Source organism: Pseudomonas sp. Z1-29 (assembly GCF_051131995.1).
Taxonomy (GTDB): Bacteria; Pseudomonadota; Gammaproteobacteria; order Pseudomonadales; family Pseudomonadaceae; genus Aquipseudomonas.
The window spans coordinates 608,357-633,624 of record NZ_CP071645.1; the positions used below are offsets into that span (position 1 = coordinate 608,357).

The window sequence follows — 25,268 nt, forward strand, 5'->3', positions numbered from 1 at the left end:
CACACTGGTTTTGCTGCGGATCAGATATCCGATACCACTCAGGCCACTGTGGGAGCGAGCTTGCTCGCGAAGACGGCCTGTCAGCCAATACAAGCACTGGCTCGCTCCCGGTTATCAGACCTTCCTACAGTTCGATGCTCATGCCATCGTAAGCCACTTCAATCCTGCGTCGCACCAGCTCGGCCCGCTCGGGCGAGTCTTCGTCCAGGATCGGGTTGGTGTTGTTGATATGGATGAGCACCTTGCGCTGCTCGGGCAATTGCTCCAGCACCTCCAGCATCCCTCCGGGACCGTTCTGCGCCAGGTGGCCCATCTCCCGACCGGTGCGAGTGCCGACGCCTCGGCGTTGCATTTCGTCGTCGTCCCACATCGTGCCGTCCACCAGCAGGCAGTCGCTGTCGGCCATGATCTGCAGCAACGGTTCGTCGACCTTGCCCAGGCCCGGCGCATAGAACAGTTTGCCGCCGCTGCGCAGGTCTTCAACGATCAGCCCGATGTTGTCACCCGGATGCGGATCGAAGCGGTGCGGTGAATAGGGCGGCGCGGCGCTGCGCAGCGGCAGCGGGGTGAAGCGCAGGTTCGGGCAGGCCGGGACGGTGAAGCTCTGGTCCAGCTCGATGCGGTTCCAGCTCAGGCCGCCGTTCCAGTGGGTCAGCATGTTGAACAGCGGGAAACCGGTGCTCAGGTCTTCATGGACCATGTCGGTGCACCAGACCTGATGCGGGCAGCCTTCGCGCAGGCTGAGCAAGCCGGTGGTGTGATCGATCTGGCTGTCCATCAGGATGATCGCGCCGATGCCGGTGTCCCGTAGCGCCCGGCCAGGCTGCATCGGGGCGAAACCCTGGAGTTGCGCGCGGATGTCCGGCGAGGCGTTGCACAGGACCCAGCTCACGCCATCATCGGAAATTGCAATGGACGACTGGGTGCGCGCCTGCGCTCGGAGGCTGCCGTCGCGAAAACCCGCGCAATTGGCGCAGTTGCAGTTCCACTGGGGAAAGCCCCCGCCGGCGGCGGAACCTAGAATCTGGACGAACATGCTCGCTCCCATCTGCAAACCGAAATAAAAACGCCCCGGATGGCCGAGGCGTTGTGTCGCGTACTAACTGCCTGCAATCATCAACGGCTGGCGAAGTACATGGTGACTTCGAAGCCGATACGCAGGTCGATATATGCGGGTTTGGACCAGGACATGGAAATACTCCTTTGGTTGGGGTGGATCGGTTTAAAGCTATACATATAGTCCACCTCCGTTCGGAGATGTTCAGATGCTCAAGTGACTATGTTACTAAATCTGACAATTTGGTTCGCTGCGATTCTCTGAGAAAGCTCATTGCAGCGCCTGTAATGATCATTCGGCCGCTCGCCAAGGGGCGCCCGGGCTCGGCGCGTTGCTGAGGCAATAACGTCCTCCCTGCGCATCGACCAAGCGGCGGGCGGCATTCACCAGGTCTATGCGCTGCATGCCCAGAATGGCATCGGCCAGTCGCTCAGGGAAGTCCGCCGGGTGGCCGGCCAGTTTTCCTTGCCAGAGCAGCTCGGCCGCCTGGGCGCAGGGCAACGCGGCGATTTGCATCTGGCGGGCCAGGGCTTGTTGTTGGCTGGCCAGGGTTGCATCGTCGGTTCGCTCGATCACGGCGGGAAGCTCGGTCAGAAACTGCTCCATATGGCTGACCAACTGTGCGGCCGACGTCTCGGGCGATTGCGCACCCAGCAACAAGCCGGTCCACCCATCGATTTGCTTCAAGCCACTGAACACCGCATAACCTAACTGCAGCTCGACCCTCAAGCGCTGGTAATACGGGGTCTGGCACAAATGAGCCAGCAATCGCCAGGCAGCTTCGTCGGGCAAGTCCAACGTGGGCGAGGGGCAAAACAGCAACACGGCCTGTTCGTCGCCATGGGTCTCGAGGGTATGCCAGATCCGCCCTGGTGAAGGCGTCACTGCTGGCGCCGTCGCCTCACGGGCCACGCCAGGAATTCGGGCCAGCAACGGGCCCACAGCCGTTTGGGAAGCAGCCGACAGACCGATGGCCAGGCCGTCCCAGCGGGCGCTTGCCCAGACGTCTTGTTCACTGCCGGGCGGTGGCAGCTCTGCATGCCGCAGGTTCTGCCGATAGTGATCCGGCAATTCCCGCAGCAAATGTCGAATCGGCATCAGGGGCGTTTCGTTCCTGGCCTGAACGGGTGGCAGCGGCTGCTCCAGCTTCGTCAGCAGGTGCTCAAGCACCAACGGCATCGGTGCTTGCAAACCGACCAGCTTCAGCAGCCATCGGTCACTACAGATTTCGAAAGTGATGTCCACGCCTGCCTGCCGGGCGTCCTCGCACACATCCGCCAGGTGCCGATCGAGTCTGGGTTGAAAATCGAGCGGTACCCGGGTCTCCAGTTGCCAGCGCACATACACCGCACCTTCCCGGGAGTCCGGCAATGCCTGGCTGAACTGCATGGGCGAGCGTTCCCGCCGGCCCCGGCTGCGGTCTTGTGCGAACGTGCGCAGACCACGGTGGGCGCTGGTCTGGCCGCGTATCAAACCGGCGCGGGGCGGCTCGCTTGGCGCTTGCAGGAACGGGTTGGGCGAGGGCAGTTGCCATTGTTCGGTGACCGGATTCGCAGGGTGCAGTTGTTTGAGGATTTCTCGAATCCGCATCAAGTCGTTTTCCGCTAGAGCCCCGGCACATCCTTCGCCGTCCCAACGCGCCAGTTGCAGGGCGGTTGCCGTTTCCTGACGGCGCTGCAGCAGGGCGTTGAATTCCTGGCGCAAGGGAGCCCAGTCGTCATGGGCGGCAAAGAACCCCAGCCAGTCGCGCAGCAACGGCTCGATAGCCGACGGTAGCTGGCCGCTGTCGAGCTTGAGCTCGATGTGCAGCAGTGCTTGACCGGCAAATTCATACAGCGGCGAAGCCTTGAGGCTGTCGGCCAGACCGCGTTGGCGCAACGTCGCAAGCAAGCCGCCCGGTTTGCTGGAGTTCAGCCAGTGACACAGGAAGGCCAATGCTTGAGGCGAGGCGCCAGGCAAGTGTTCGAGGGCGAAGAGCAAGTCGAGGCAGCCTTCCCGGACCTGTTGATAAGCGATGCCTGGCGACGTCATCAGCCTCGGCGGCGATTGCCTGGTCGCCGCTTTTCCGATGGGCATGCTTGTAGCGAATTGATCGGCCAGCGCCTTCATTGTTTCGAGGCTTTGGGGGCCGGCGAGGCTCAAGGTCATCTGACCGCTCTGGTAGAAACGCTGATGGAAACCGCGCAGCGCCGTTTGAAATTCAGGCTGTGATACGCCGAGGCTGTCGCGATTGCCGGCGTGAAAACCTCGCAGCGGATGAGCCGCCGACAATCCGTCATACAGGGCAACCTGGCGCTGGGCGGCGGCGTCCCCGGACCAGGCGATGAATTCGGCGTGCAGCACTTCCCGCTCGCGTAACTGGTCGGCTTCATCCAATCGGGGATGAGCGAGCATGTCTGCCAGACGCTCCAACCCGTCGGCCAGGGCGGCAGGCGGCAGCTCGATGAAAAAGTCCGTGGTGCGCTCGCTGGTACGCGCGTTGACTTGCCCACCGTGGTCCCGCACGTAGGCCATCAGGTTCTGCCCGCTGGGAAAACGTTCTGTCCCGAGAAAAAAAAGATGTTCGAGAAAATGCGCGAGGCCCGGCCAGGCCTCGGGCGCATCATGGCTGCCGGCCGCCACCCGCAACACCGCAGCGCTGCGCTTGAGGTCGGGTGCATGGCGCAACGTCACTTGCAGGCCGTTGGCCAGGGTTTCGGTATGGGGGCGGAGGGAATCGGGGGCCGGCATGAGCGCTTCCAGGACAAGGATGTGCTCATGCTAGCGGATTAGCCCGGATCAGTGTTTATGCAACTCGCCGTATAGCGCCGGGCGACGGTCGTGCAGGTAGTTGTAGGCCGCGCGCGAGTCATTCATCAGCTGTCGATCCAGTTCACCGACGATCAACGCCTCGTCCAGCCCCGCCAGGGCCGGGCGGCTGCCGTCCGGCGCGGCGATGCTGCTCTGGCCGCAATAGCGCAACTCACCTTCGTGGCCACAGTAGTTGGCGTAGGCCACGAAACACTGGTTTTCAATGGCCCGTGCCCGCACGGTGACGTCGGCGATGAACTCGTAGGGCTGCATGTTGGCGGTCGGCACCAGGATCAGCTCGGCACCGGCCAAGGCCAGCCGGCGGGCGTTTTCCGGGAATTCCAGGTCATAGCAGATCAGGAAGCCGAGCTTCCAGCCGTTGAGCTCGACAATGGGTAGCGTCGCATTCCCGGCGCTGAACATCGTATGGTCGAGGTCGCCGAACAGGTGGCTCTTGCGATAGTTGGCGAGGCGTTCGCCGTGGGCATCGATCAGTTGCACGGCGTTGTAGATCTGTCCGTCTTCGCTGCGTTCGGGGTAGCCATAGAGAATCGCCAGGCCGGCCGCCTTGGCGATGCGGCCAATCTGCTGGGCCCATTCGCCGTTGTAGACCTCGGCCAGTACATTCACCGCATCGACGCCGATGTTATAGCCGGTCAGGAACATCTCCGGCAGCACCAATATGTCAGCGCCTCGGGCCTCCAGCGCGACTTGGTGCAGACGCTGCAGGTTGCCGGCCGGATCCATTGGCAGCGGTGGACATTGGTAGAGGGCTACGCGCATCGACAACTCCTTTTATTCGGGCAGGGCGATCGGACCGATTTCGTCGAACACATCCCCTGGACCCGGATTCTCGGCATGGGTTTCACCGCCGAAGTGTTTCATGATTCCCCACACGGCATTGAGCGAGGTCTGGACCGCGCCTTCAACCCAGGCGGGTGTCCATGAGACGTCGTCGCCGGCGATAAAGATCCCTTTTTGTTCGGCCGGCATGTCGTCCTGCATGAAATGCGCGTACATGCGCTGGTTGTAACGATAGTGGCCGGGTAGCGCGCCCTTGAACGCGCCAAGGAAATACGGGTCGGCTTCCCAGGACACGGTGATCGGTTCGCCAATGATCCGCGCGGCGATATCTACCTTCGGATAGATTTTCTTCAGGGCATCCAGGGCCAGCTTGACGCGTTTTTCCACCGGGTACGGGAGCATTTTCAGTGCATCGCTCATCCAGGAATACGACAGGCAGATGACCCCCGGCTTGTTGTCGCCGTTGTCGAACAGGTAGGTGCCACGGGTCAGGCGATCGGTGAGGGTCATGCTCATCAGGTCGCGGCCGGTTTCCGGGTCCTTGTCCTTCCAGAACGGCCGGTCGACCATCACGAAGGTCTTTGACGATTGCATGTAGCGGGTACGATCCAGGGCCATCCACATTTTTTGCGAGAACAGCGCTTCTTCACACTCGATCTGGGTGGTCAGCAGCCAGGTCTGGCAGGTGACCAGCACGGCGGCGTATTCGCGCGTGTCGCCCCAGACGTCGGTCACGCTGAATCGGCCGTCGTCGGCGCGAGCGATACGCTTCACCCCGCTGCGTGGCGCGCCCAGGTGCAACGAATTCAGGCTGGTGCCCTCCGGCCAATGCACACAACGCTCCGGCACATGTCTCCAGATTCCCTGCGGCACCTGTTCAACGCCGCCAACCACCAGGTGCTGATGGTCGTCGCAGTTGGTCATCACCACGCGAAAGATTTCCAGCATCGAGTTGGGGAAGTCCGAGTCCCAGCCGCCCGTGCCGAAGCCGACCTGGCCGAACACTTCGCGGTGCTGGAAAGACAGCTTGGCGAACGCCTTGGAGGTGGCGACGAAATCGTAGAATGTGCGGTCATCCCACAGCGGTACCAGGGTGTTCCACAGCTCTTTGAGACGCGGCACGTCGCGCTCGCGGATCGCCTGCTGGATCTCGCTGAAACGCGAGCCATCCTCCAGGGCATCGGCCCAGGCGTCAGCGACTTCCTGGAACAGCGCAGGAAGGTCGGCCATTTTTTCGGCGTAGTAAGTCTGCCCTTCCAGGTCGATGACGGTGCTGCCCGAGGCCGAGGTCAGTGGGTTGGGGAACGGTTTGGTCTCCAGGCCCAGTTTGTCGACGTAGTGGTAGAACGCCGTGGACGACACCGGAAAACGCATGCCACCGAGCTCGGCAACGATGCCTTCGGCGCCGTTGAATGCTTGGGAGCGCAGACGTCCGCCCATCTTCGACGCCTCGTAGACCACCGGTTTGAGGCCCAGCTTCATCAATTCGTAAGCGGCTACGAGACCGGCGATCCCCGCGCCGACGATCGCCACTTCAGCCCCGTGGTTGTGCTCGGGAATGACCCCCAGGCCGGCCGGGTGCTCGATCCAGTCGTCAAAGGCGAAAGGAAAGTCCGGTCCGAAAATGGTGATGGGCTTCTTGCCGTCTGCTGGGTGGCGATTGTGCTTGTTCATGGCTGACCTTGATGGGCGACTCGACGCGGCGTTTGCGTCTGAGTATAGGAAAGATGCCAGCCATTCTAGAGAGGGAGAAACACGTTAATAAGACGCAATGTGTCGTCGTTTTGCGTAGTTTCAAGTCATTTTGTAATGTGGTCGAGTCGTAATGACGAAGTATGATCGTGTGGGAGCGAGCCTGCTCGCGAAGCGGTTGTCAGAAAGAACTACCCCAACTGGCCCACCGCATTCGCGAGCAGGCTCGCTCCCACAGGATAAGGTGCAAGGCTTCAGACCGGCTGGCCCCGATCGATCTTGCTGCTGAGAATGATCGACGTAGTCGTTTTCTCCACCCCGTCCACGCTGCCGATCTGGTCGAGCAACTGATCCAGCTGCTCCGGCGAATCGGTGCGCAGCCACGCCACATAATCAAATTCGCCGCTGACCGCGCACAACTGCTGGACCTGGGCCATGGCGCTCAAGCGGCGCAGTACCTCTTTACCGGAGCGTGGCTGCACCTTGATCCCGACATAGGCCTGCAGACCGCCATCGATCACCCGCTGGCCAAGGCGCACGCCGTACCCAGTGATCACCTTGGCTTTCTCCAGTCGAGCCAGGCGCGACGTCACGGTGGTGCGGGCAATTCCCAATTGCCGGGCGAGCATGGCGACGCTTTCCCGCGCGTTGATTTGCAGGGCCGCGATCAACTGGCGGTCGATTTCGTCGAGGACGGGAGGGCGGATCTCAGTCAAGGTTGGCTCCGGCGCGGGCATCAATGGCGGGCATGTTACAGGTTCCCTCGCTCGAAATAGCCAGTGGCAGGTAAAGCCAGCGCCCGCCAGGCGGCTGCCAGGTGAGCCTGGGAAGACCTGAGCCAGACGCCTTCCTGGCAGATCAGTTGCTCAGTGGGCAACTGCAGCAGAGCGTCCAGTGAGAACGACTGCACCGAACCCTGGTCCTCGTCGGCTTCGGTCTCCCAGTCGCGCTGGAAGCTTCGCAGGCGTAGTTGCTCTTCTTCGAAGCTTTCAAATAGCGGCCGATTGCCCAGCCATTGCGGATGTATACGCAGCGTACGCGCCTCAACATCAAGGAGCAGCAGTTGCCAACCGCGGTAACTGCCACACAGTTCCGTGACATCGGTCGCCATGCAGGTCAGGGCCAGGTAGCGGCTGTCCGCCGACCAGATCATCGAGGGCGCCAGATCAACCAACGCGCAGCCTGAGGCGGTCAGCAAGTGTCCGCCGAGACGGGGCGTACCGGTACGCACCCAGCTGTCGGTGTATTCCGTCTCACTGCCGAACAGCCAGGCGGCATTCTGATCATTCGGCGCGGGCTGGATGAAATCCCCCTCGGCAGTGGCCGCTTGCGGGCCAGCCACCAGACGCCAAGGCGGGACGGCTTTGAGCTGCGAGTCTGTCGGCTGCAACTGCGCAGTGTTGTAGAACAGCCGGGATTGCTCGTTGGGACGGAAGAACGACGCGTCGCCGCCAACCTCTGGCGCGGCGATGTTGAAACGTTGCAACGGGCTGCTTTCCCTGTCTTGATCAAGACGGCCCTGGATCACTGCCAGATTCAATCGGCCATCGCGGAAATCCAGTATCCGTTCCACCCACATGGGCGGTCCTTCCAGCAGGCGGTGTTCCTGCACATCCGCCACCAGCGCATGGCTGGTGACTGTCGTTGAGTTTTCAAAGGGCAGCAGCGCCAGATAGCGTCCGCAATCGGAAACCCGATGGTCCAGCAGCCAAGCCCCCGGCAACGACCAGTCGCCGATCCGGCAACGATAGCCACCCAGGCCTTGGGGATTGTCACCGAGCCAGGTCAGGACAGCGCGCACATCGCCTTGCAACGGTTGCGTCTCGACGCACGAGTCGCCTCGCCGCCCCGTGCTGTCCAGCGGCAGCATGATCGCCATGCGGGTCAGCTTGAACTCACCGACCTGCACGCGACCTTGAGCGTCATGACCGGTCTGGGTCTCGGTATCGCCGTGGATACTCTCCAGGCGGTAGCCATAACGGCCGGCGCCTGGTCGCGGATAATCGAGATACGAGCCGATACGGACATGGCTCGCATCAAGACTCAATAATTCGTGCCAATAAAAGGACGGCTCCGCGTCGCTCTTCACCCACGGCGAGGGCAGGGCTCGCCAGCCATGATCCACTTGCCACAACCAGTACTGATTGCCATCCGCCTCGTTGGCCTGCTCCCGGGCCAGACAGACCAGGGCGCGGTTATCGCCGCTCCAGACCAGTGGCGCATCGGCTGCCATGACCAGGCCCGATGGTTGACCATTGAGGCTGATGGCGTAGCGCGGCGAATACAGTGGCTCCAATGGCTGGGCCAGATCGCGAAAGGTCTTGGGCAACAAGATGTCGCCCTGCAGGATTTGCCCGCCATCAATGGAAGCCCGTTCGAAGCTGCGCGCAACACTGTCCGGATTCCAGCCAGGCTCCAGCCAAAGGTCCGCAAACGGGATCAGCTCGGCTACTTCGGCGGCCTGCAACAGTTCATCCAGTCGGGCCTGACGAACGCTGTTGTCAACCAAGGGGCTATGGCGGCCGCTCAGTTGATCCAGGTCCAGGGCATCCAGCTCCCAGAACTCGCTTTCGGCACAGCGGTACAGCTTGCGTTGCTCCCGGTCGAGCACGACCAGTCCCCATTCCTGGCGTGACGGTACCGGCGCGGCGAAATAGCGACCGTCGCTGGAGAACACCGCCGAGGAGCCAAGGCCTTGCAAGAGCACGCCATCAGGAAACAGATAATCGCAATGAACGGGGCCGCCCATGGCAATTTCGCTGTGGTTGAACACCCGGATCGGCTCGCCCTCGGGCGTCAGCAGCGGCTCGTTTGTGCCCCAGGCACTCGGTCCTTGGCCCGCAGAGGAGACCGGCGCCAACCCAAGGCGGCGCTCCCACTTGCTCACGCAGGCGAGCCCGCCAACGATGGCGACGATCGCCACCAGAATTCCCCACCACTCAGGCAATGCCCGTCCCAGACTGAAACCCAGGCCAAACACCGCGCCGACAGTCAGCCGGGCAATGCCCCGGCCCACCCCCAAAAAGCCCAGCCGCGCGGCAAGACCCATCAGCAAACCGAGCAACACCACCCCCAGCAAGGCCAGCGGCGGCGACAGTATCGTGATGAAAAAGGCTGGCACCACCAGGATGCCGAGTTGCCAGAAGAGTTCGAGGAACAGGCGGGGAAGGCTGGGGCTGGCGATGATGGGCGTCTCGGCGGGGTATTGGAAATCTGATTGTAAGTGAGCGGACGTTAAAAAAGACAACGTCTGGCGCTGAGCCGTTTACGAGAATCTTGGTAGTACGCTGCTGATCGGCCCGGAAACACAAAAGCCGCGCAATGCGCGGCTTTCAATTTGGTGGGCCCACACGGACTCGAACCGTGGACCAAAGGATTATGAGTCCTCTGCTCTAACCAACTGAGCTATAGGCCCTCAGTAGGCCGCGGATTATAGCGACGGTTTCTCGGCTGTGCTATCCGAAAAATCCGATACGGTCACATGCAGAAACGTCGCGGCAAATTCTTCGGCGCACAGGGGCAGGCTGACGATGTAGCCCTGGATCTGCTCGCAGCCTTCCTCGGCGAGAAATTGCTGTTGGGCGAGGGTTTCGACGCCCTCGGCGATGATGCTGAATTGCATGCTCCGGCCCAAGGCGATGATTGCCCGCACGATGGCCACATCGTGGGGGTCATCGGGCAGGCCGCGGACGAAAGACTGGTCGATTTTCAGGATGTCCAGCGGCAGGCGCTTGAGGTAGCTCAGCGAGGAATAGCCGGTACCGAAGTCGTCGATGGCCAGTTGCACGCCGAGTTTTTTCAGTTGATACAGTACCGTCAGGGCCTCTTCGGCCTGGCTCATGATGAAGTTTTCGGTAATCTCCAGTTGCAACAAACCAGGCTCAAGGTGGTTTTCCCGCAGCAATTGTTCGATCCGATTCAGCAGGTTGGGCTGACGCAGTTGGGCGCCGGCCAGGTTGACTGACAGTGGCCCGAGGCTTTCGTGACAGCTGTTCCATGCGTGCAGTTGCCGGCAGGCGTTTTCCAGTACCCAATCGCCGATTTGCAGGATCATGCCGTTTTCTTCGGCCAGGGGGATGAAATGCTCCGGTGGTACGTCGCCAAAGGTCGGATGGGTCCAGCGAATCAATGCCTCGGCGCCCACCAGCCGGTTGTCGATGAGGCTGATTTTCGGCTGGAACGACAACGACAGTTCGTTGCGCTCGATCGCCCGACGCAGCTCGTGTTCCAGTGCCACGCGCTCGCTGGCCTGGGCCGTGAGGTCGCGAGTGTAGCTTTCCACCCGGTTGCGACCCTTGGCCTTGGAGCGGTACATCGCCGCGTCGGCGTTTTTGACCAGCGTGGCGACATCGCAGCCATCCTGCGGATAGAGGCTGGTGCCGATGCTGGCGCTGATGAAAAACTCATGCTCGCCGGCCTGGAACGGCGCGCAGAAACAGTTCAACAGCTTCTGCGCAATATGCTCGGCATCGCTGGGCTGCTGCAGGCCGGGCAGCAGGATGATGAATTCGTCACCGCCCAGGCGCGCCACGGTGTCGATATCACGCAGTTGCTCGCGCAGGCGCACGGCAATGCCCTTGAGCAGCAGATCGCCGACCGGGTGCCCGAGGCTGTCGTTGATGTGTTTGAAACGGTCCAGGTCCAGGAACAACACCGCGCCTTGGCCGCCATTTTCTTGCTGACTATTGAGCGCCGAGAGCAAACGGCTTTCGAACAGGGTGCGATTCGGCAGGCCCGTGAGCGGGTCGTGATGCGCCTGGTAGTCGAGTCGGGCCTGGGCGTGCTTGAGGCTTGAAATGTCGGCAAAAACCGCGACGAAATGGGTGGTCTGTTGTTCCTGGTTGCGCACGGCGCTGATGGTCAGCCAGCTGGGATACAGCTCGCCATTTTTGCGTCGATTGGAGATTTCACCCTGCCAGTGGCCCTCGGCGGTCAACTGATGCCACATCGCGGCATAAAACGCGCTGTCGTGCAGCCCGGAAGCCAGCAGCCGAGGCGTATGGCCCAGGGCTTCGGTTTCGCTATAGCCGGTGATTTCCGTAAAGGCTCGGTTCACGGCGCTGATGTGCTGTTGTGTATCGGTGATCAGTACGCCTTCGGCGGTGCTTTCGAATACGGTGGCGGCCTGCTGCAGTTTCTCCTGCATGAAGTGGCGTTCGGTGATGTCCCGGGCGATCGTCAGCATGCAGTCCTCGTTGCCGATGGGCAGCGGACGGCTGGACACCTCGCAGAGCCGTATCTGCCCGTCGTTACGGCGGATATGGCAGCTGAAATCCTTTACGAAACCGTCCCGCTGCAGCAGGTCGAGCATCTGCTTGCGCTCGTTGAGATTGACCCAGATTCCCAGGTCCAGGGTCGAACGATCAACCGACAGGGCGCTGTTGAAACCGGTAATGCGGCTGAAACCGTCGTTGACTTCAATCAGCAAACCATCGCTCTGCCTGGACAGCAGCAAGCCGTCGGGCGAGGCGTGAAAAGCCTTGGCGAATTTTTCTTCGGAGGTCTGCAATTGCTGCTGGGTCTCCTTGAGCTGGCTGATGTCGCGCACCACCACGACCAGGGCTGGGGTGGTGTCCAGATCAAAGGGTTCGGCCGATATCAGCCCGGTGAACACCTCGCCGTTGCTGCGTTGAAAAGGCATTTCCAGATTGCGAATGCTCCCGGCCTGCAACCGCTGGAGCAAACTTGGGCCGACGCCTTGTATGCCCCAGATGTCCAGGTCGGTCGCGCTTTTGCCGACCACCTCTGCGGCGCTGAGGCCAATCTGCTCTTCGAAGGCTTTATTGACCTCCAGCAGGCAACCGTCCAGCAGGCGCGCAATCACCAGGATGTCCGGGCACTGGCGAAATACCGAGCCGAACTTCTGTTCGGAAAGGCGCAGCGCTTCCTCGGTGTGCTTGGCTTCACTGATGTCGATCATCAGTCCGCGCATCAACGGTTCATGGCCATGCTTGATCAGGCTGACGATGTCCCGCACCCACAGGCAGCGACCGTCGGCGGTGATCACCCGGTAGTCGATGCAGTGATCGCGGCCGGCAAGGACTTCGTGATCGCAATATGTCTGCGCGCGGATCAGGTCCGCCGGATGAATGATGTTGCGCCAGAACCCGGGGATGAGCCAATGGGCGAGGGGATAGCCGAGCAATTCTTCGGCGTGAGGCGATACATAGCTGTAGGTGAAGTCGCTGACCCTGGCCTCCCAGGCAATCGCCGAAAGGCTCTCAACCAGCCCGCGATAATGGTATTCGCTGCTGCGCAGCTCCTGTTCCAGGTCGACGCGTCGGGCTATTTCCGAACTCAGGCGACGGTTGATGCGAATCACCACTGCCAGGATGGCGATCAACAGCAGCAGCCCGGGCAGGCCGTAAAGCAGCAGGTCTGACCAGAGCTGGCGATGGTCCCGCACGTTGCCAACCCATTTTTCCTGGATTTCGCTGATCTCCATCGGCGTCATGTCCGCCAGGACCTTGTCGAGGATGCCCACCAATATCTTGTTTTCCCGTGGGACGGCCATCGCCAACTGGTAGCGGTAGGGCGTTTCTCCGCTGACGTAGAGCCCGTCAAGCTTGAGCTGGCGCAAGCTCCACACGCTGGAAGCAAGATCGCCCACCACCGCATCGACTTCATCGGTCGCCAAGGCCTGCAGCGCCGAACTGACGTTGGGCAGCGCGACCAGGTTCAGGTCGGGGTGGTGGTTGCGCAGCAGTTCGTGGGGGGCATAGTTCTCCACCACGGCGATTTTCAGCCCATAAAGGTCTTCGAGCTTATGGGGTCGGGGCCCGCCTTTATGGGCCAGGATGACAATCGGAAAATCGAGGTAGGGGCGGGTGAACGACAGGTAGTTCTGGCGTTCGGGGGTGGACATGATGCCCGGTAGAAGGTCGATCTTGCCCTGCACGACCTGTTCCAGCACCTCCGTCCAACTGACGGGTTCGATGGGTGTGAGCGTGACGGCCAGTTTCTCGCGGATGATATCGACATAGTCGGCGGCCAGGCCTTGGTAGCGGCCGTTGTCGTCGCGAAATTCGAACGGCGGCCATGACGCATCGACACCCAGGCGCAGGTCGGGGTGGTCCTTGAGCCAGCGGCGTTCTTCCTCCGTGAGCGTCAACGCGCCGGCCGTTGCGGTCCAGGTCATCAGTGACAGCAAAAGCACGGCCGTCAGTCTGGGCATCACGGTCTCGTCATGGCTGGGAAAGGATGAATCGAGTGTAGACGGACAACAGGGCGGGGGAGCAAGAAGGAAGAGTTATCTGCACATAACAAAACCCCCGGCAGGGCCGGGGGTTTGAAGGTCACTCGTCGAGGAACGAACGCAGATGCTCGCTTCGCGTCGGGTGGCGCAGTTTGCGCAACGCCTTGGCTTCGATCTGACGAATCCGCTCACGGGTCACATCGAACTGTTTACCGACTTCCTCAAGGGTGTGGTCGGTGTTCATGTCGATGCCGAAGCGCATCCGCAGTACCTTGGCTTCACGGGCAGTGAGGCCGGAAAGTACTTCGCGAGTCGCTTCCTTGAGGCTCTCAACGGTGGCGACATCAATCGGCGACTGCATGGTGGAGTCTTCGATGAAGTCACCCAGATGGGAGTCTTCGTCATCACCGATCGGGGTTTCCATGGAGATCGGCTCTTTGGCGATCTTCAATACCTTGCGGATCTTGTCCTCAGGCATTTCCATGCGTTCGCCCAGCTCTTCCGGCGTCGGTTCGCGACCCATTTCCTGCAACATCTGCCGGGAAATACGGTTGAGCTTGTTGATCGTCTCGATCATGTGCACCGGGATACGGATGGTGCGAGCCTGGTCGGCGATCGAGCGAGTGATCGCCTGACGAATCCACCAGGTGGCATAAGTCGAGAACTTGTAGCCGCGACGGTATTCGAACTTGTCCACCGCCTTCATCAGCCCGATGTTGCCTTCCTGGATCAGGTCGAGGAATTGCAGGCCACGGTTGGTGTACTTCTTGGCGATCGAGATCACCAGACGCAAGTTCGCTTCGACCATCTCTTTCTTCGCGCGACGGGCCTTGGCCTCGCCGATCGACATGCGACGGTTGATGTCCTTGATTTCAGCGATGCTCAGGCCAGTCTCGGCCTCCAGCGCGCTCAGCTTCTGCTGGCAACGAATGATGTCCGGTTGCAGGCGGCCAATCGCTTCGGCGTATTTGCTCTTGCCTTTGGCCAGTGCATCGGTCCAGCTTTCGTCGACTTCATGGCCAGGGAACTGGCGCAGGAAATCTGCACGCGGCATGCGGGCGTCACGCACACACAGTTGCATGATCGCGCGCTCTTGCTGACGCAGACGATCCAGGGCACTGCGAACACGCTCGACCAGGCCTTCGAACTGCTTGGGCACCAGCTTGATCGGCATGAACAGCTCAGCCAGCGCCAACAGTTCGGCAATTGCCTGCTTGTTGTTGCGACCGTGCTTTTTCAGCGCCTTGCGGGTGATCTCCATCTGGTCGGCCACGGCGCCAAAACGCTGGGCGGCGATGACCGGGTCTGGACCGCTTTCGGCTTCTTCTTCGTCGTCGCTGGCTTCGGCGTCGTCATCGTCGGTCTCATCGTCGGCCTTGACGGCTTTCGGGTCGACCAGTGGCGGCACTTCGGCGGCAGGCGGCGCGATGCCGTCGTCCGGGTCGATGTAACCGCTCAGGACGTCAGACAGGCGCCCACCTTCGGTGGTGACGCGGGTGTATTCGGAGAGAATATGGTCGACCGTGCCAGGGAAGTGCGCAATTGCGCCCATCACTTCACGGATGCCTTCTTCAATACGCTTGGCGATTTCAATTTCGCCTTCACGCGTGAGGAGCTCTACCGTACCCATCTCACGCATGTACATGCGCACGGGGTCGGTGGTGCGACCAATGTCGGTCTCGACCGCTGCCAACGCTGCGGCCGCTTCTTCAGCGGCCGCCTCGTCGGTATCGGCGTCGGCCAGCATAAGGGCATCCTTATCTGGAGCAACCTCGAATACGTTGATCCCCATGTCGTTGATCATGCGGATGATGTCTTCCACCTGTTCCGGATCTGAAATATCCTCCGGCAGGTGGTCGTTGACCTCCGCGTAAGTCAGGTAGCCCTGCTCACGACCCAATAGGATCAACTCTTTGATACGAGACTGCTGTTGCGCTTTTCCGGACATAACACCCTATCCACTGAAGGTCTTGGCGGGCAAAAAACAAGCCGAGGATTATACCTGAGCTGTGACCTCACGCGCCAGTTGAGGTCGGGTTTGATGCGCAAACATTGCGGCTGAGTAAGTCACGCAATTGGTTTTTCTCTTCGCTGGTCAACTCGCTCTGGCGAGCTTTGCGCAGAAGTTGTTCCAGGTTTCGCTCGCGTTGGCGGGCGGACAAGCTAGTAATGGTGTCGAAAAACTGTTGTTCAAGGTTATCTCCCTCTATCAGCCATTCCTTCTCGGCCAATGCCTTCAAAAGGCGCCCCTGCTCGGTGCCGTGCCACCGCGCGATCAACTGGAATGAGTTTAGCTTGGGGTTCTTCTGCACAGCTTCAAGGAGCGCGACCAGCAATTGTGTATTGCTGTGGTCCTCGGCGGCGAAGTGCCCGGCATCTTCTACCTTTTCAGCCAAATGCGGGTGGTGCAGCAGGGTGCGCAGGGCAGCCAGTGTTGGTGGTTCGACGGCGGCCGGCACGCGCGGGGCACGTGGCTGGTCGCGATCGCCGCGCTTGCCGTTCTTGTCCCAGGGTTTCTTGTCCCATTTCTTGCCGCCGGCACCGGGTTTCTTCGGTGTCCATTCCTGCTGCGGCGCGTAGTCCTGCTGGGTTTGATGATAGTCGGCGAAGTCCGGTAACGCGTCGTAGTCGATGCCCGGGTCGTAAGCCGGCGGTGCCTCCTGGGGGGCACTGTGGGCCAGCTGGCTGACCGCTTCGCTGTTCAGCCCGGTAATTTCCGTCAGGCGTTGACGCATCAAGGTCCGCAGGTTGGCGCCGGGCACCTTGTCGATCAGCGGTGCCGCGAGCGTGGCCATATGGGCTTTGCCTTCGAGGGAGCGAGGATCGGCTTCTTCGGTCAGTTGCTGGAAAAAATAGTCGGCCAGCGGCTGTGCGTGCTGGTTGATCCGCGCACGGAACGCATCGGTGCCCTCGGAGCGCACCAGGGTGTCCGGGTCCTCGCCCTCGGGCAGGAACAGAAAACGTGCGCGCCGCCCGTCCTGCAGGCAGGGCAGCGTCGCTTCAAGCGCGCGCCAGGCGGCGTTGCGTCCGGCCTGGTCGCCGTCGAAGCAGAACAGCACGCTCGGCACGACGCGAAACAGGCGCTTCATGTGTTCTTCGCTGGTGGCCGTGCCCAGGGTCGCAACGGCGTTGAGCAAGCCTTGCTGGGCCAGGGCGATGACATCCATGTAGCCTTCGACAACGATGATTTCATCGAGGTTGCGATTGTTTTTGCGCGCCTCGTACAGGCCGTAGAGTTCCTGGCCCTTATGGAAAACCGGGGTTTCCGGGGAGTTCAGGTACTTGGGCTTGTCGTCCCCCAGCACCCGGCCGCCAAAGGCGATGATCCGCCCGCGGGTATCGCGGATCGGGAACATCACCCGGTCACGGAAGCGGTCGTAGCGCTTGCCCGTCTCGGCGTTCTCGATCAGCAGGCCGGCGTCGATCATGGCGCGTTGCTGCAGCGTATCGCTGCTCAAATGTTTGTACAGGTTGTCCCAGCCCGGCGGGGCGAAGCCGAGGCCGAAGTCGCGAGCAATCTCACCGGTCAGGCCGCGGCCCTTGAGATAGTCCACCGCCGCCTTGCGGGCCGGATGGCTTTTAAGTGCCTGGCGATAAAAGTCGGCTGCTGCCGTGAGTAGCGGGTACAGCGGCGAATCGGTGGGTTGGCGAGGCTTGTGTTGTCGTCCGCTTTCCTCGCGAGGAATTTCCATGCCGGCGGCTTTGGCCAGTTCCTCGACAGCCTGGGGGAAATCCAGGTTGTCGTGGTCCATGATGAAGCCGAGGGCATTGCCGCCAGCGCCGCAGCCGAAGCAATAATAGAACTGCTTGTCGGGGCTGACGCTGAAGGAGGGGGTTTTTTCTTTGTGAAACGGGCAGCAGGCTGTGTAGTTCTTGCCCGCTTTCTTCATTTGCAGGCGAGAGCTGACCACGTCGACGATGTCGGTGCGGTTCAGGAGGTCGTCAATAAAGCTCTGGGGAATTAGCCCGGCCATGGCGTTCTCATCATCACTGCGCGAAATAGGGGCCCAAAATCAGCCGCGGAGTCGGTTCCTGGTCCTGAGGCACGGAAAATGGTGGCTCGACCGGGTCGTCTGCATCATTGCTGTCGGGAAGTGTATCTGCCGATTATCCACTGACGTTAATGGCTATCAGTATTCGACTGTACGAAATGTGTTGCGCTGAGTCCGGTAACGGCCGGTCAGGCCTCGGATAGCTCATGAAGCGGGCACGCAGCGGTGCCTTGGGCTGATCGTCGTTAGAGGAATCAGGGTGTGCTCGTCAGTAGCCTTGGAAGGCTCGTCAGAAGAGACGTGCACCGCTGGCAAAAGAGCCAGGTCTGACGCGATAAAGCAGATCGTCTTGGTCGCGTCTGCGACTTTGACGGTGAAGCATCAAGCGTTGTTCCGCAAATGCCATAAGCCCGGCTTGGAGGCCGGGCTTGGCAAGAAGCTTGCGACGGGCGTCTGTGTATTAGTACAGACGTACGGCGCGGCGCTGTTCGCGCTGAACTTTCTTGGCGTGACGCTTAACAGCGGCTGCTGCTTTGCGCTTACGCTCGGAAGTCGGCTTCTCGTAGAATTCGCGGCTACGAACTTCAGCCAGAACACCGGCTTTTTCGCAGGAGCGCTTGAAACGACGCAGAGCTACGTCGAAGGGTTCGTTCTCTTTTACTTTGACGGCTGGCATCCAGAGCTACCTTCATTCATTACCGGGGTCAACATCCTCGCGGCAAAAGAGCACTTGAAGACGTCGGTTTTTAAGGGTTGCGGATGTTAACCCCTCAACGCTCGGAATGCAAAGCCTCTGATCGAAAACCGCTGGTCGGGGCACAACGCGACGACTATTATGCGCGCCTTCGAATTCAGCCTCTACAAGGCGCAACCCATGCTAGTACTGGGATTAGAAACGTCCTGCGACGAAACCGGCGTCGCCCTCTACGACAGTGAACGTGGCCTGCTGGCCGACGCGCTGTTCAGCCAGATCGACCTGCACCGCGCGTACGGCGGCGTGGTGCCGGAGCTTGCATCACGCGATCACGTCAAGCGCATGCTGCCCTTGATCCGCCAGGTCCTGGCCGAAGGCGGCTGCGTGCCGACCGAGATCGATGCCATCGCCTACACGGCCGGGCCGGGTCTGGTGGGCGCCCTGTTGGTCGGTGCTTCCTGTGCCCAGGCGCTGGCCTTTGCCTGGGGCATTCCGGCCTTGGGCGTGCACCACATGGAGGGCCACCTGCTGGCGCCGATGCTGGAGCCGCAGCCGCCGGAGTTTCCGTTCGTCGCTTTGTTGGTATCCGGAGGCCATACGCAGCTCGTGCGGGTCGATGGAATCGGCCAATACCAACTCATGGGTGAGTCGCTCGACGACGCCGCGGGCGAGGCTTTTGATAAAACCGCCAAGATGATGGGGCTCAATTATCCTGGCGGACCGGAAATCGCACGACTTGCCGCTCAAGGCATTGAAGGGCGTTTCGTATTCCCGCGTCCGATGTGCGACCGGCCTGGACTGGATTTCAGCTTCAGTGGCCTGAAAACCTTCGCGCTGAATACATGGCAACAATGCGTCAATGCCGGGGACGACAGTGAGCAAGCCCGTTGCGACATCTCCCTGGCGTTCCAGCAGGCCGTGGTGGAGACTTTGACGATCAAGTGCAAGCGCGCGCTGAAACAGGCTGGGCTAAAGCGCCTGGTGATTGCCGGCGGGGTGAGCGCGAACAAGGCCTTGCGGGTATCCCTGGAGAAAATGCTCGGCGATATGAAGGGCGACGTTTACTACGCTCGGCCGGAGTTCTGCACAGATAACGGCGCAATGATTGCTTTTGCCGGTTGCCAGCGCCTGCAAGCGGGGCAGCAGGAAAGCCTGGCGATCAGCGTGCAGGCGCGCTGGCCCATGGAGCAACTTTCACCGCTGTGAGGCGTTATCAGAAATGCCGTTCGCGCCCGGCGAACAGGTCGCGTAGATTGCCCCGGTGGCGCCAGACGATCAGCGCAACGAGTGTCGTCATCGGCAGCAACGCCGCCGGTTCCTGCCAGGCCAGCAAAGGCAGGGTCAGTGGCGTGGCGATCAATGCGGCCAGGGAGCTGGTGCGGGTCAGGTAGAAGGTCAGCAGCCAGGCGCACACGGCAAGCAGGGCGGCAGGCGGATACAGGCCCAGCAGCATGCCGGCGGCGGTGGCGACACCCTTGCCGCCGCGAAAGCGGAAGTACAGCGGGAACAGATGGCCGATGACCGCGCAGACGCCGACCCAGGCCTGTTGCTGCAACGAAAGCCCTGCGAGGCTGGCGAGCAGAACCGGCACGAGGCCTTTGCAGAGGTCGCCAAGCAGGGTCAGGACGGCAAGCTTGCGTCCGGCCAGGCGCAGCATGTTGGTGGCGCCGGCATTGCCTGAGCCACTCATTCGCGGATCCGGGCGACCGGTCAGGCGGCTGAGCAAAATGGCAAAGGACAGTGAGCCGAGCAGGTAGGCGAGGATCGCCAGTGACCAAAACATGCTAGCTATTCCGGGCGAGGAAGCCCCTGATTCTAACGGCGCAACGCGCCCTTGTCGTGCTGCGGAGAAGAGAGCTTGGACAGAGTGTTTATCGAAGGCCTGGAAGTCGACACGGTGATTGGTGCCTACGACTGGGAGCGAGGCATCCGACAGTGCCTGCGGCTTGATCTGAGTTTTGCCTGGGATAATCGTCCGGCGGCTGCGGACGATGACCTGAGCCTGGCCCTCGACTACGCCAGCGTATCGGCCCGCATCCAGGCATTTGCCGAGCAGGCGCAGTTCCAATTGGTCGAAACCTTTGCCGAGCGACTGGCCCAAGAGCTCATGGATGAGTTCAGGATCACCTGGCTGCGGCTGAAAGTGACCAAGCCCGGGGCCGTGCCGGCCGCTACCGGCGTTGGCGTGGAGATCGAGCGCGGATGTCGCTGACTCAGGTTTTTCTCGGGCTCGGCAGCAATATCGAGCGTGAAATCCATTTGCGCGCGGGGCTTGAGGCTCTGGCCGGTTTCCTGGTGGATATGCGCTGTTCGGCCGTGTTCGAAAGTCAGCCGGTGGGTATCAAGAGCGGGCCGTTCTTCAATTTCGTCGTGTCGGCGTTCACCGATCTTCCACTGATGGAACTGGACCGCCGCCTCAAGTTCATCGAGGCCGATAATGGCCGCTACGCGCCGGACCGCAAGGGTTTGCCGCTGGATATCGACGTGCTGCTGTATGGCGAGCAGGTCGGCAACTTCGATGGGTTGATCCTGCCGCGCGCGGAAATTCTCAAGAATGCTTTTGTCTTGTGGCCTTTGTCGTTGATTGCGCCGGACCGGATTCATCCAGGCGTGGGCAAGAGCTTTTCCACGTTGTGGAAAGAAGCACAGATTGATCAGGTGCTGGCGCCGGTGGCTTTCGAGTGGCGAGGTCAGCCGCTTACGCCATCAGAGCTGCTGTGACGCGCCTGCCGTCATCGCGAGCGAGCTCGCGCCCACAGTGATCTGGGCTGAACACAAAACATGTGCCTGCTGAGATACCAATGTGGGAGCGAGCTTGCTCGCGATGGCGGAGGTACAACCGCCAAAGATGTAAGCTGACCGGAAAAATTACTGTCAGCTCGCCGCTTCCTTGTAAGCCTTCAACGCCCTGAGGCGCTCTCGCTTGATCGCTTCACCCAGTTCCGGCCCCTTGAAACCCTTCTCCAGCAACGGCTGCACCGCCACGCCGCGGGCCGCTGACGCAGCGCCCCGCAGGTAATCAGCCTGTGGGTAACTTCGTTCCTCAAGCCCCTTGCGCCCTCGCGCATCCATCTCGCATGCGGCAATGAACTCCTCGAAACGCTGGGGGCGCCGGTACACATCAAAGCTCTGCAGCAGCTCAAGCAAAGTGGTTGCCCTGAGCTCCAGCGCGCGGTGTCCATGGGTGTGGTATTGACCTACCAGCAGCGCCAGTTCCTGGCAGTCACGGGGAGCCTTGAAGCGTTCGTTGACTGCTTTGATCAGCTTCAGCCCCTTGTGCTCATGGGCGATGTGCCTTGGCCATTCGTGCTCGGGTGTCAAACCTTTGCCGAGGTCATGCAACAGGCAAGCCCAGCGGACCGTCAGTGGCTGTTTGTGCAGCGCCGACTGTTCCAGCACGCTCAAGGTATGGACGCCGCTGTCGATTTCCGGGTGATGAGCTTCAGGCTGCGGGACCCCGAACAGCGCATTGACCTCGGGCATCAATACCTTGAGGGCATCGCAGTCGCGCAGTACCTGGATAAACACTTGTGGCTGATCTTCCATCAGGGCGCGGGAGATCTCTTTCCAGCTGCGTTCGGCAGTCAAAGCTTCCAGCTCGCCAGATTCACTGAGCTTGCGCATCAACGCGAGGGTTTCGTCCGCCACCTTGAAACCCAGCGGGGCATAACGTGCGGCAAAGCGGGCAACTCGCAGAACCCGCAGTGGATCCTCGGCAAACGCCGGGGAAACGTGCCGCAGCAGGCGATCTTCGAGATCGCGCTGGCCGTGGTAGGGATCGGTGAGGTTGCCATGGTCGTCTTCGGCCATGGCGTTGATTGTCAGGTCCCTGCGGATGAGGTCTTCTTCGAGCGTCACTTCGGGGCTGGCATGGAATACGAAGCCACCGTAACCCCTGCCGCTCTTGCGTTCGGTGCGGGCGAGGGCGTATTCCTCGCCAGTGTTCGGGTCAAGAAAGACCGGAAAATCAGCCCCCACGGGACGGAATCCCTTGGCCAGCATTTCCTCGGCGGTGGCGCCCACGACCACCCGGTCGATGTCGGTGACGGGGATGCCGAGCAGGCGATCACGAACAGCGCCGCCGACTTTGTAGATCTGCATAAAAAACCTCCGTTGGGCCGACAGGATAAACCTTTAAGCCGGACCTTCGGAGGCGAAAACGCTATCAAAGATGAATGACGGCCAGGTCCAGGCGTCCGTAATCCCCTTCGCCTTGTTCGCCGCGCGGCGGCACATGGTGGGTTTTCATCACCTGGTCGCCCTGCAGGGTTTCCAGGTGGATGTCGAACCCCCAAAGCCGATGCAGGTGCTTGAGGACCTCGTCCGTGGAATCGCCCAGCGGTTTGCGGTTGTGCTGTTGGTGACGCAGGGTCAGGGAACGATCACCACGACGGTCGATGCTGTAGATCTGCACGTTGGGCTCGCGATTACCGAGATTGTATTGCGCCGCCAGGGTTTCACGGATGACCCGGTAACCGCTCTCATCGTGGATGGCGGGCACCAGCAGGTCATCCTTCTGATCATCGTCCATGATGCTGAACAGCTTGAGGTCGCGGATCACCTTGGGCGAAAGGTACTGCAGGATGAAACTCTCGTCCTTGAAGCTGCTCATGGCGAATTTGATCGTGGAAAGCCAGTCCGAGCCGGCGATTTCCGGAAACCAGCGGCGATCCTCTTCGGTAGGGTCTTCACACATGCGCCGAATGTCGCGGTACATGGCAAAGCCCAGGGCATAAGGGTTGATGCCGCTGTAGTAGGGACTATCGAAGCCTGGCTGGAATACCACGCTGGTATGGGAGGTCAGGAACTCCATCATGAAGCCATCGGTGACCAGGCCCTCGTCGTACAGGTCGTTCATCAACGTGTAGTGCCAGAATGTTGCCCAGCCCTCGTTCATCACCTGGGTCTGGCGCTGAGGGTAGAAATACTGGGCGATCTTGCGCACGATGCGTACGATCTCGCGCTGCCAGGGTTCCAGCAGCGGCGCGTGTTTCTCGATGAAATAAAGGATGTTCTCCTGGGGCTCGGCAGGGAACCGCGCGTTGTCTTTCTCGCTGTACTTGTCCGCGCCTTTGGGAATGGTCCGCCAAAGATCGTTGATCTGCTTCTGCAGGTGTTCTTCACGGTCCTTCTGGCGTCGGCGCTCTTCCTCGGCGGAAATCGGATACGGCCGCTTGTAGCGGTCCACACCATAGTTCATCAGGGCGTGGCAGGAGTCCAGCAGGTCCTCCACCGCATCAATGCCGTGGCGTTCCTCGCACTGCATGATGTACTGCTTGGCGAACACCAGGTAATCGATGATCGAGCTGGCGTCGGTCCAGGTGCGGAACAGATAGTTGCCCTTGAAGAAGCTGTTGTGGCCATAGCAGGCATGCGCCACCACCAGCGCCTGCATGCAGATGGTGTTTTCTTCCATCAGGTAGGCGATGCAGGGATCGGAGTTGATCACGATCTCATAGGCCAGCCCCATCTGGCCGCGACTGTAGGATTTCTCCGTACTGAGGAAATGCTTGCCGTAGGACCAGTGGTGGTAGCCCAGTGGCATCCCTACGGATGCATAGGCGTCCATCATTTGCTCGGCGGTGATCACTTCGATCTGGTTGGGGTACGTGTCCAGGGCGTAACGGTCCGCGATACGGCTGATTTCGCGGTCATAGGCCTGGATCAGCTCGAATGTCCATTCGGAACCGGTGGAAATGGGCTGGCGCTTCTGCTCTTTTTTGGCGGTCATGTCACTAACCTGCGCTGGAAGAGTTCACGGAAGACCGGGTAGATATCCCCGGCCGAGACCAGTTGCTGTTGGGCAAATGTGTCGGAGAAGGCTTCGGCGATGCGTTCGTATTCGTACCACAGGGCCTGGTGTTCGCGTGGAGTAATTTCCACGTAGGTGTAGTACTGGACGAACGGCATGATCTGGTTGATCAGGATGTCACGGCAGATTGGCGAGTCGTCGTTCCAGTTATCGCCGTCGGACGCCTGGGCCGCATAGATGTTCCATTCATTGGCGGGGTAACGTTCGGCCATGATCTCCTGCATCAGTTTCAGCGCGCTGGACACGATCGTGCCGCCGGTTTCCCTGGAATAGAAAAACTCTTCCTCGTCGACTTCCCTGGCGCTGGTGTGGTGACGGATGAACACCACATCGATCTTGTCGTAGTTCCTCTTCAGGAACAGGTACAGCAGGATAAAGAAGCGCTTGGCGATGTCCTTGGTGGCTTGGGTCATGGAGCCGGAAACGTCCATCAGGCAGAACATCACGGCCTTCGAACTGGGATTCGGTTGTTTCACCAGGAGGTTGTATTTGAGGTCGAACGTGTCGAGGAACGGCACACGATGGATACGCGCGCTGAGTTTCTCGATTTCCGCTTCCAGGTCCTGAATATCGCCAAAATTGTCGGGTTCTTCACGTTTAAGGCGAGCCAGCTCTTCCTTGGCTTCGCGCAGTTTCGCCCGGCTACTGCCTGAGAGCGCGATTCGTCGGGCATGGGCCGAACGCAGGGTGCGAATGATATTGATGCGTGACGGATTACCCTCGTTGCTGATGCCGGCGCGCACGGTCTTGAAGGTGTCGGTACCGGTCAGGTTGCGCTTGACCAGGTTCGGCAGTTCCAGGTCCTCGAACATGAATTCGAGGAATTCCTCCTGGGTGATCTGGAATACGAACTCGTCCATGCCTTCGCCGGAATTGCCGGCCTTGCCGGGCCCCTTGCCGCCGCCTCCCCCCTGTGGGCGCGGGATGTGCTCGCCAGTGGTGAATTCCTTGTTTCCCGGGTGCACGACGGTCTGCTTGCCGCCACGGCCGTGGTGAAGCACCGGCTCGTCGATGTCGCGGCCAGGGATGCTGATCTGCTCGCCATGCTCCATGTCCGTGATGGAACGACGGCTGACCGCCTCTTCGACGGCTTTCTTGATGTGGTCACGGTAACGCCGCAAGAAACGCTGGCGGTTCACCGTGCTCTTGTTCTTGCCATTCAGGCGTCGGTCGATCACATAGCTCATAGGTGACCCTCTGGGCAGCTTCAAGTGGTGAGCTACGAGCTGCAA

General features: G+C 60.7%; 18 protein-coding genes and 1 tRNA gene. 3 read left to right on the forward strand and 16 right to left on the reverse strand.

The features are described from left to right. Positions 1-124 precede the first annotated feature (124 nt). The 12 genes from pqqB to rpsU form a co-directional block, all read right to left on the reverse strand. Complete coding sequence (pqqB, locus tag J3P84_RS02870; RefSeq protein WP_434627667.1) at positions 125-1,036, reverse strand: pyrroloquinoline quinone biosynthesis protein PqqB; 912 nt, start codon at positions 1,034-1,036, stop codon at positions 125-127. 80 nt (positions 1,037-1,116) lie between these two features. Continuing rightward, positions 1,117-1,191: a pyrroloquinoline quinone precursor peptide PqqA gene (gene pqqA, locus J3P84_RS02875; RefSeq protein ID WP_003177660.1), complete on the reverse strand. Its 75-nt coding sequence runs from the start codon at positions 1,189-1,191 to the stop codon at positions 1,117-1,119. A gap of 157 nt (positions 1,192-1,348) precedes the next feature. Further along, entirely contained in the window at positions 1,349-3,787 is a 2,439-nt protein-coding gene (gene pqqF, locus J3P84_RS02880) for a pyrroloquinoline quinone biosynthesis protein PqqF (RefSeq protein ID WP_434627670.1), read from the reverse strand. A gap of 48 nt (positions 3,788-3,835) precedes the next feature. Next, entirely contained in the window at positions 3,836-4,630 is a 795-nt protein-coding gene (locus J3P84_RS02885; RefSeq protein ID WP_434627673.1) for a carbon-nitrogen hydrolase family protein, read from the reverse strand. A gap of 12 nt (positions 4,631-4,642) precedes the next feature. Continuing rightward, the gene (locus J3P84_RS02890) at positions 4,643-6,325 is read right to left on the reverse strand and encodes a flavin monoamine oxidase family protein (RefSeq protein ID WP_434627676.1); all 1,683 of its coding nucleotides are present in this window, start codon (positions 6,323-6,325) and stop codon (positions 4,643-4,645) included. Positions 6,326-6,597: 272 nt separating this feature from the next. Further along, positions 6,598-7,059: an Lrp/AsnC family transcriptional regulator gene (locus J3P84_RS02895; RefSeq protein WP_434571390.1), complete on the reverse strand. Its 462-nt coding sequence runs from the start codon at positions 7,057-7,059 to the stop codon at positions 6,598-6,600. Between the two features lie 35 nt (positions 7,060-7,094). Then, positions 7,095-9,530: a hypothetical protein gene (locus J3P84_RS02900; RefSeq protein ID WP_434631140.1), complete on the reverse strand. Its 2,436-nt coding sequence runs from the start codon at positions 9,528-9,530 to the stop codon at positions 7,095-7,097. A gap of 151 nt (positions 9,531-9,681) precedes the next feature. Next, positions 9,682-9,758: transfer RNA gene (locus J3P84_RS02905), tRNA-Ile, on the reverse strand. A gap of 15 nt (positions 9,759-9,773) precedes the next feature. After that, on the reverse strand, positions 9,774-13,517 hold the full coding sequence (locus J3P84_RS02910; RefSeq protein ID WP_434571394.1) for a bifunctional diguanylate cyclase/phosphodiesterase: 3,744 nt from the start codon (positions 13,515-13,517) through the stop codon (positions 9,774-9,776). Between the two features lie 121 nt (positions 13,518-13,638). After that, positions 13,639-15,486 (reverse strand): RNA polymerase sigma factor RpoD, encoded by a 1,848-nt coding sequence (rpoD, locus tag J3P84_RS02915; RefSeq protein WP_434571396.1) that lies wholly within the window; start codon positions 15,484-15,486, stop codon positions 13,639-13,641. 67 nt (positions 15,487-15,553) lie between these two features. Then, a complete protein-coding gene (gene dnaG / locus J3P84_RS02920; RefSeq protein ID WP_434627682.1) occupies positions 15,554-17,512 on the reverse strand; it encodes a DNA primase in 1,959 nt (652 codons plus the stop codon). A 478-nt stretch (positions 17,513-17,990) separates the two neighbouring features. Further along, positions 17,991-18,206 carry a 30S ribosomal protein S21 gene (gene rpsU, locus J3P84_RS02925; protein ID WP_002551877.1) on the reverse strand — a complete coding sequence of 72 codons (216 nt, stop codon included), beginning with the start codon at positions 18,204-18,206 and terminating at the stop codon, positions 17,991-17,993. A gap of 198 nt (positions 18,207-18,404) precedes the next feature. On the opposite strand from rpsU, the gene tsaD reads away from it, so the two are divergent. Beyond that, positions 18,405-19,430 carry a tRNA (adenosine(37)-N6)-threonylcarbamoyltransferase complex transferase subunit TsaD gene (gene tsaD, locus J3P84_RS02930; RefSeq protein ID WP_434631142.1) on the forward strand — a complete coding sequence of 342 codons (1,026 nt, stop codon included), beginning with the start codon at positions 18,405-18,407 and terminating at the stop codon, positions 19,428-19,430. 7 nt (positions 19,431-19,437) lie between these two features. Here tsaD and plsY read toward each other — a convergent pair whose 3' ends face one another. Then, on the reverse strand, positions 19,438-20,007 hold the full coding sequence (plsY, locus tag J3P84_RS02935; protein ID WP_305498384.1) for a glycerol-3-phosphate 1-O-acyltransferase PlsY: 570 nt from the start codon (positions 20,005-20,007) through the stop codon (positions 19,438-19,440). Between the two features lie 75 nt (positions 20,008-20,082). Between plsY and folB the strand changes: the two genes are divergently transcribed. Together folB and folK are read left to right on the forward strand one after the other, a co-directional pair. Then, on the forward strand, positions 20,083-20,436 hold the full coding sequence (gene folB, locus J3P84_RS02940) for a dihydroneopterin aldolase (protein WP_434627685.1): 354 nt from the start codon (positions 20,083-20,085) through the stop codon (positions 20,434-20,436). Next, positions 20,427-20,945 carry a 2-amino-4-hydroxy-6-hydroxymethyldihydropteridine diphosphokinase gene (gene folK, locus J3P84_RS02945; RefSeq protein ID WP_434627688.1) on the forward strand — a complete coding sequence of 173 codons (519 nt, stop codon included), beginning with the start codon at positions 20,427-20,429 and terminating at the stop codon, positions 20,943-20,945. The genes folB and folK overlap by 10 nt, the downstream gene beginning before the upstream one ends. 153 nt (positions 20,946-21,098) lie before the next feature. On the opposite strand, the gene J3P84_RS02950 is transcribed toward folK, so the two are convergent. The 3 genes from J3P84_RS02950 to J3P84_RS02960 all read right to left on the reverse strand — a co-directional run bounded on the left by J3P84_RS02950 (position 21,099) and on the right by J3P84_RS02960 (position 25,223). Then, complete coding sequence (locus J3P84_RS02950) at positions 21,099-22,325, reverse strand: multifunctional CCA addition/repair protein (protein ID WP_434627690.1); 1,227 nt, start codon at positions 22,323-22,325, stop codon at positions 21,099-21,101. 64 nt (positions 22,326-22,389) lie between these two features. Continuing rightward, complete coding sequence (locus J3P84_RS02955) at positions 22,390-23,955, reverse strand: SpoVR family protein (RefSeq protein ID WP_305498391.1); 1,566 nt, start codon at positions 23,953-23,955, stop codon at positions 22,390-22,392. Further along, entirely contained in the window at positions 23,952-25,223 is a 1,272-nt protein-coding gene (locus tag J3P84_RS02960; RefSeq protein WP_305498393.1) for a YeaH/YhbH family protein, read from the reverse strand. The genes J3P84_RS02955 and J3P84_RS02960 overlap by 4 nt, the downstream gene beginning before the upstream one ends. Positions 25,224-25,268: the final 45 nt, after the last annotated feature.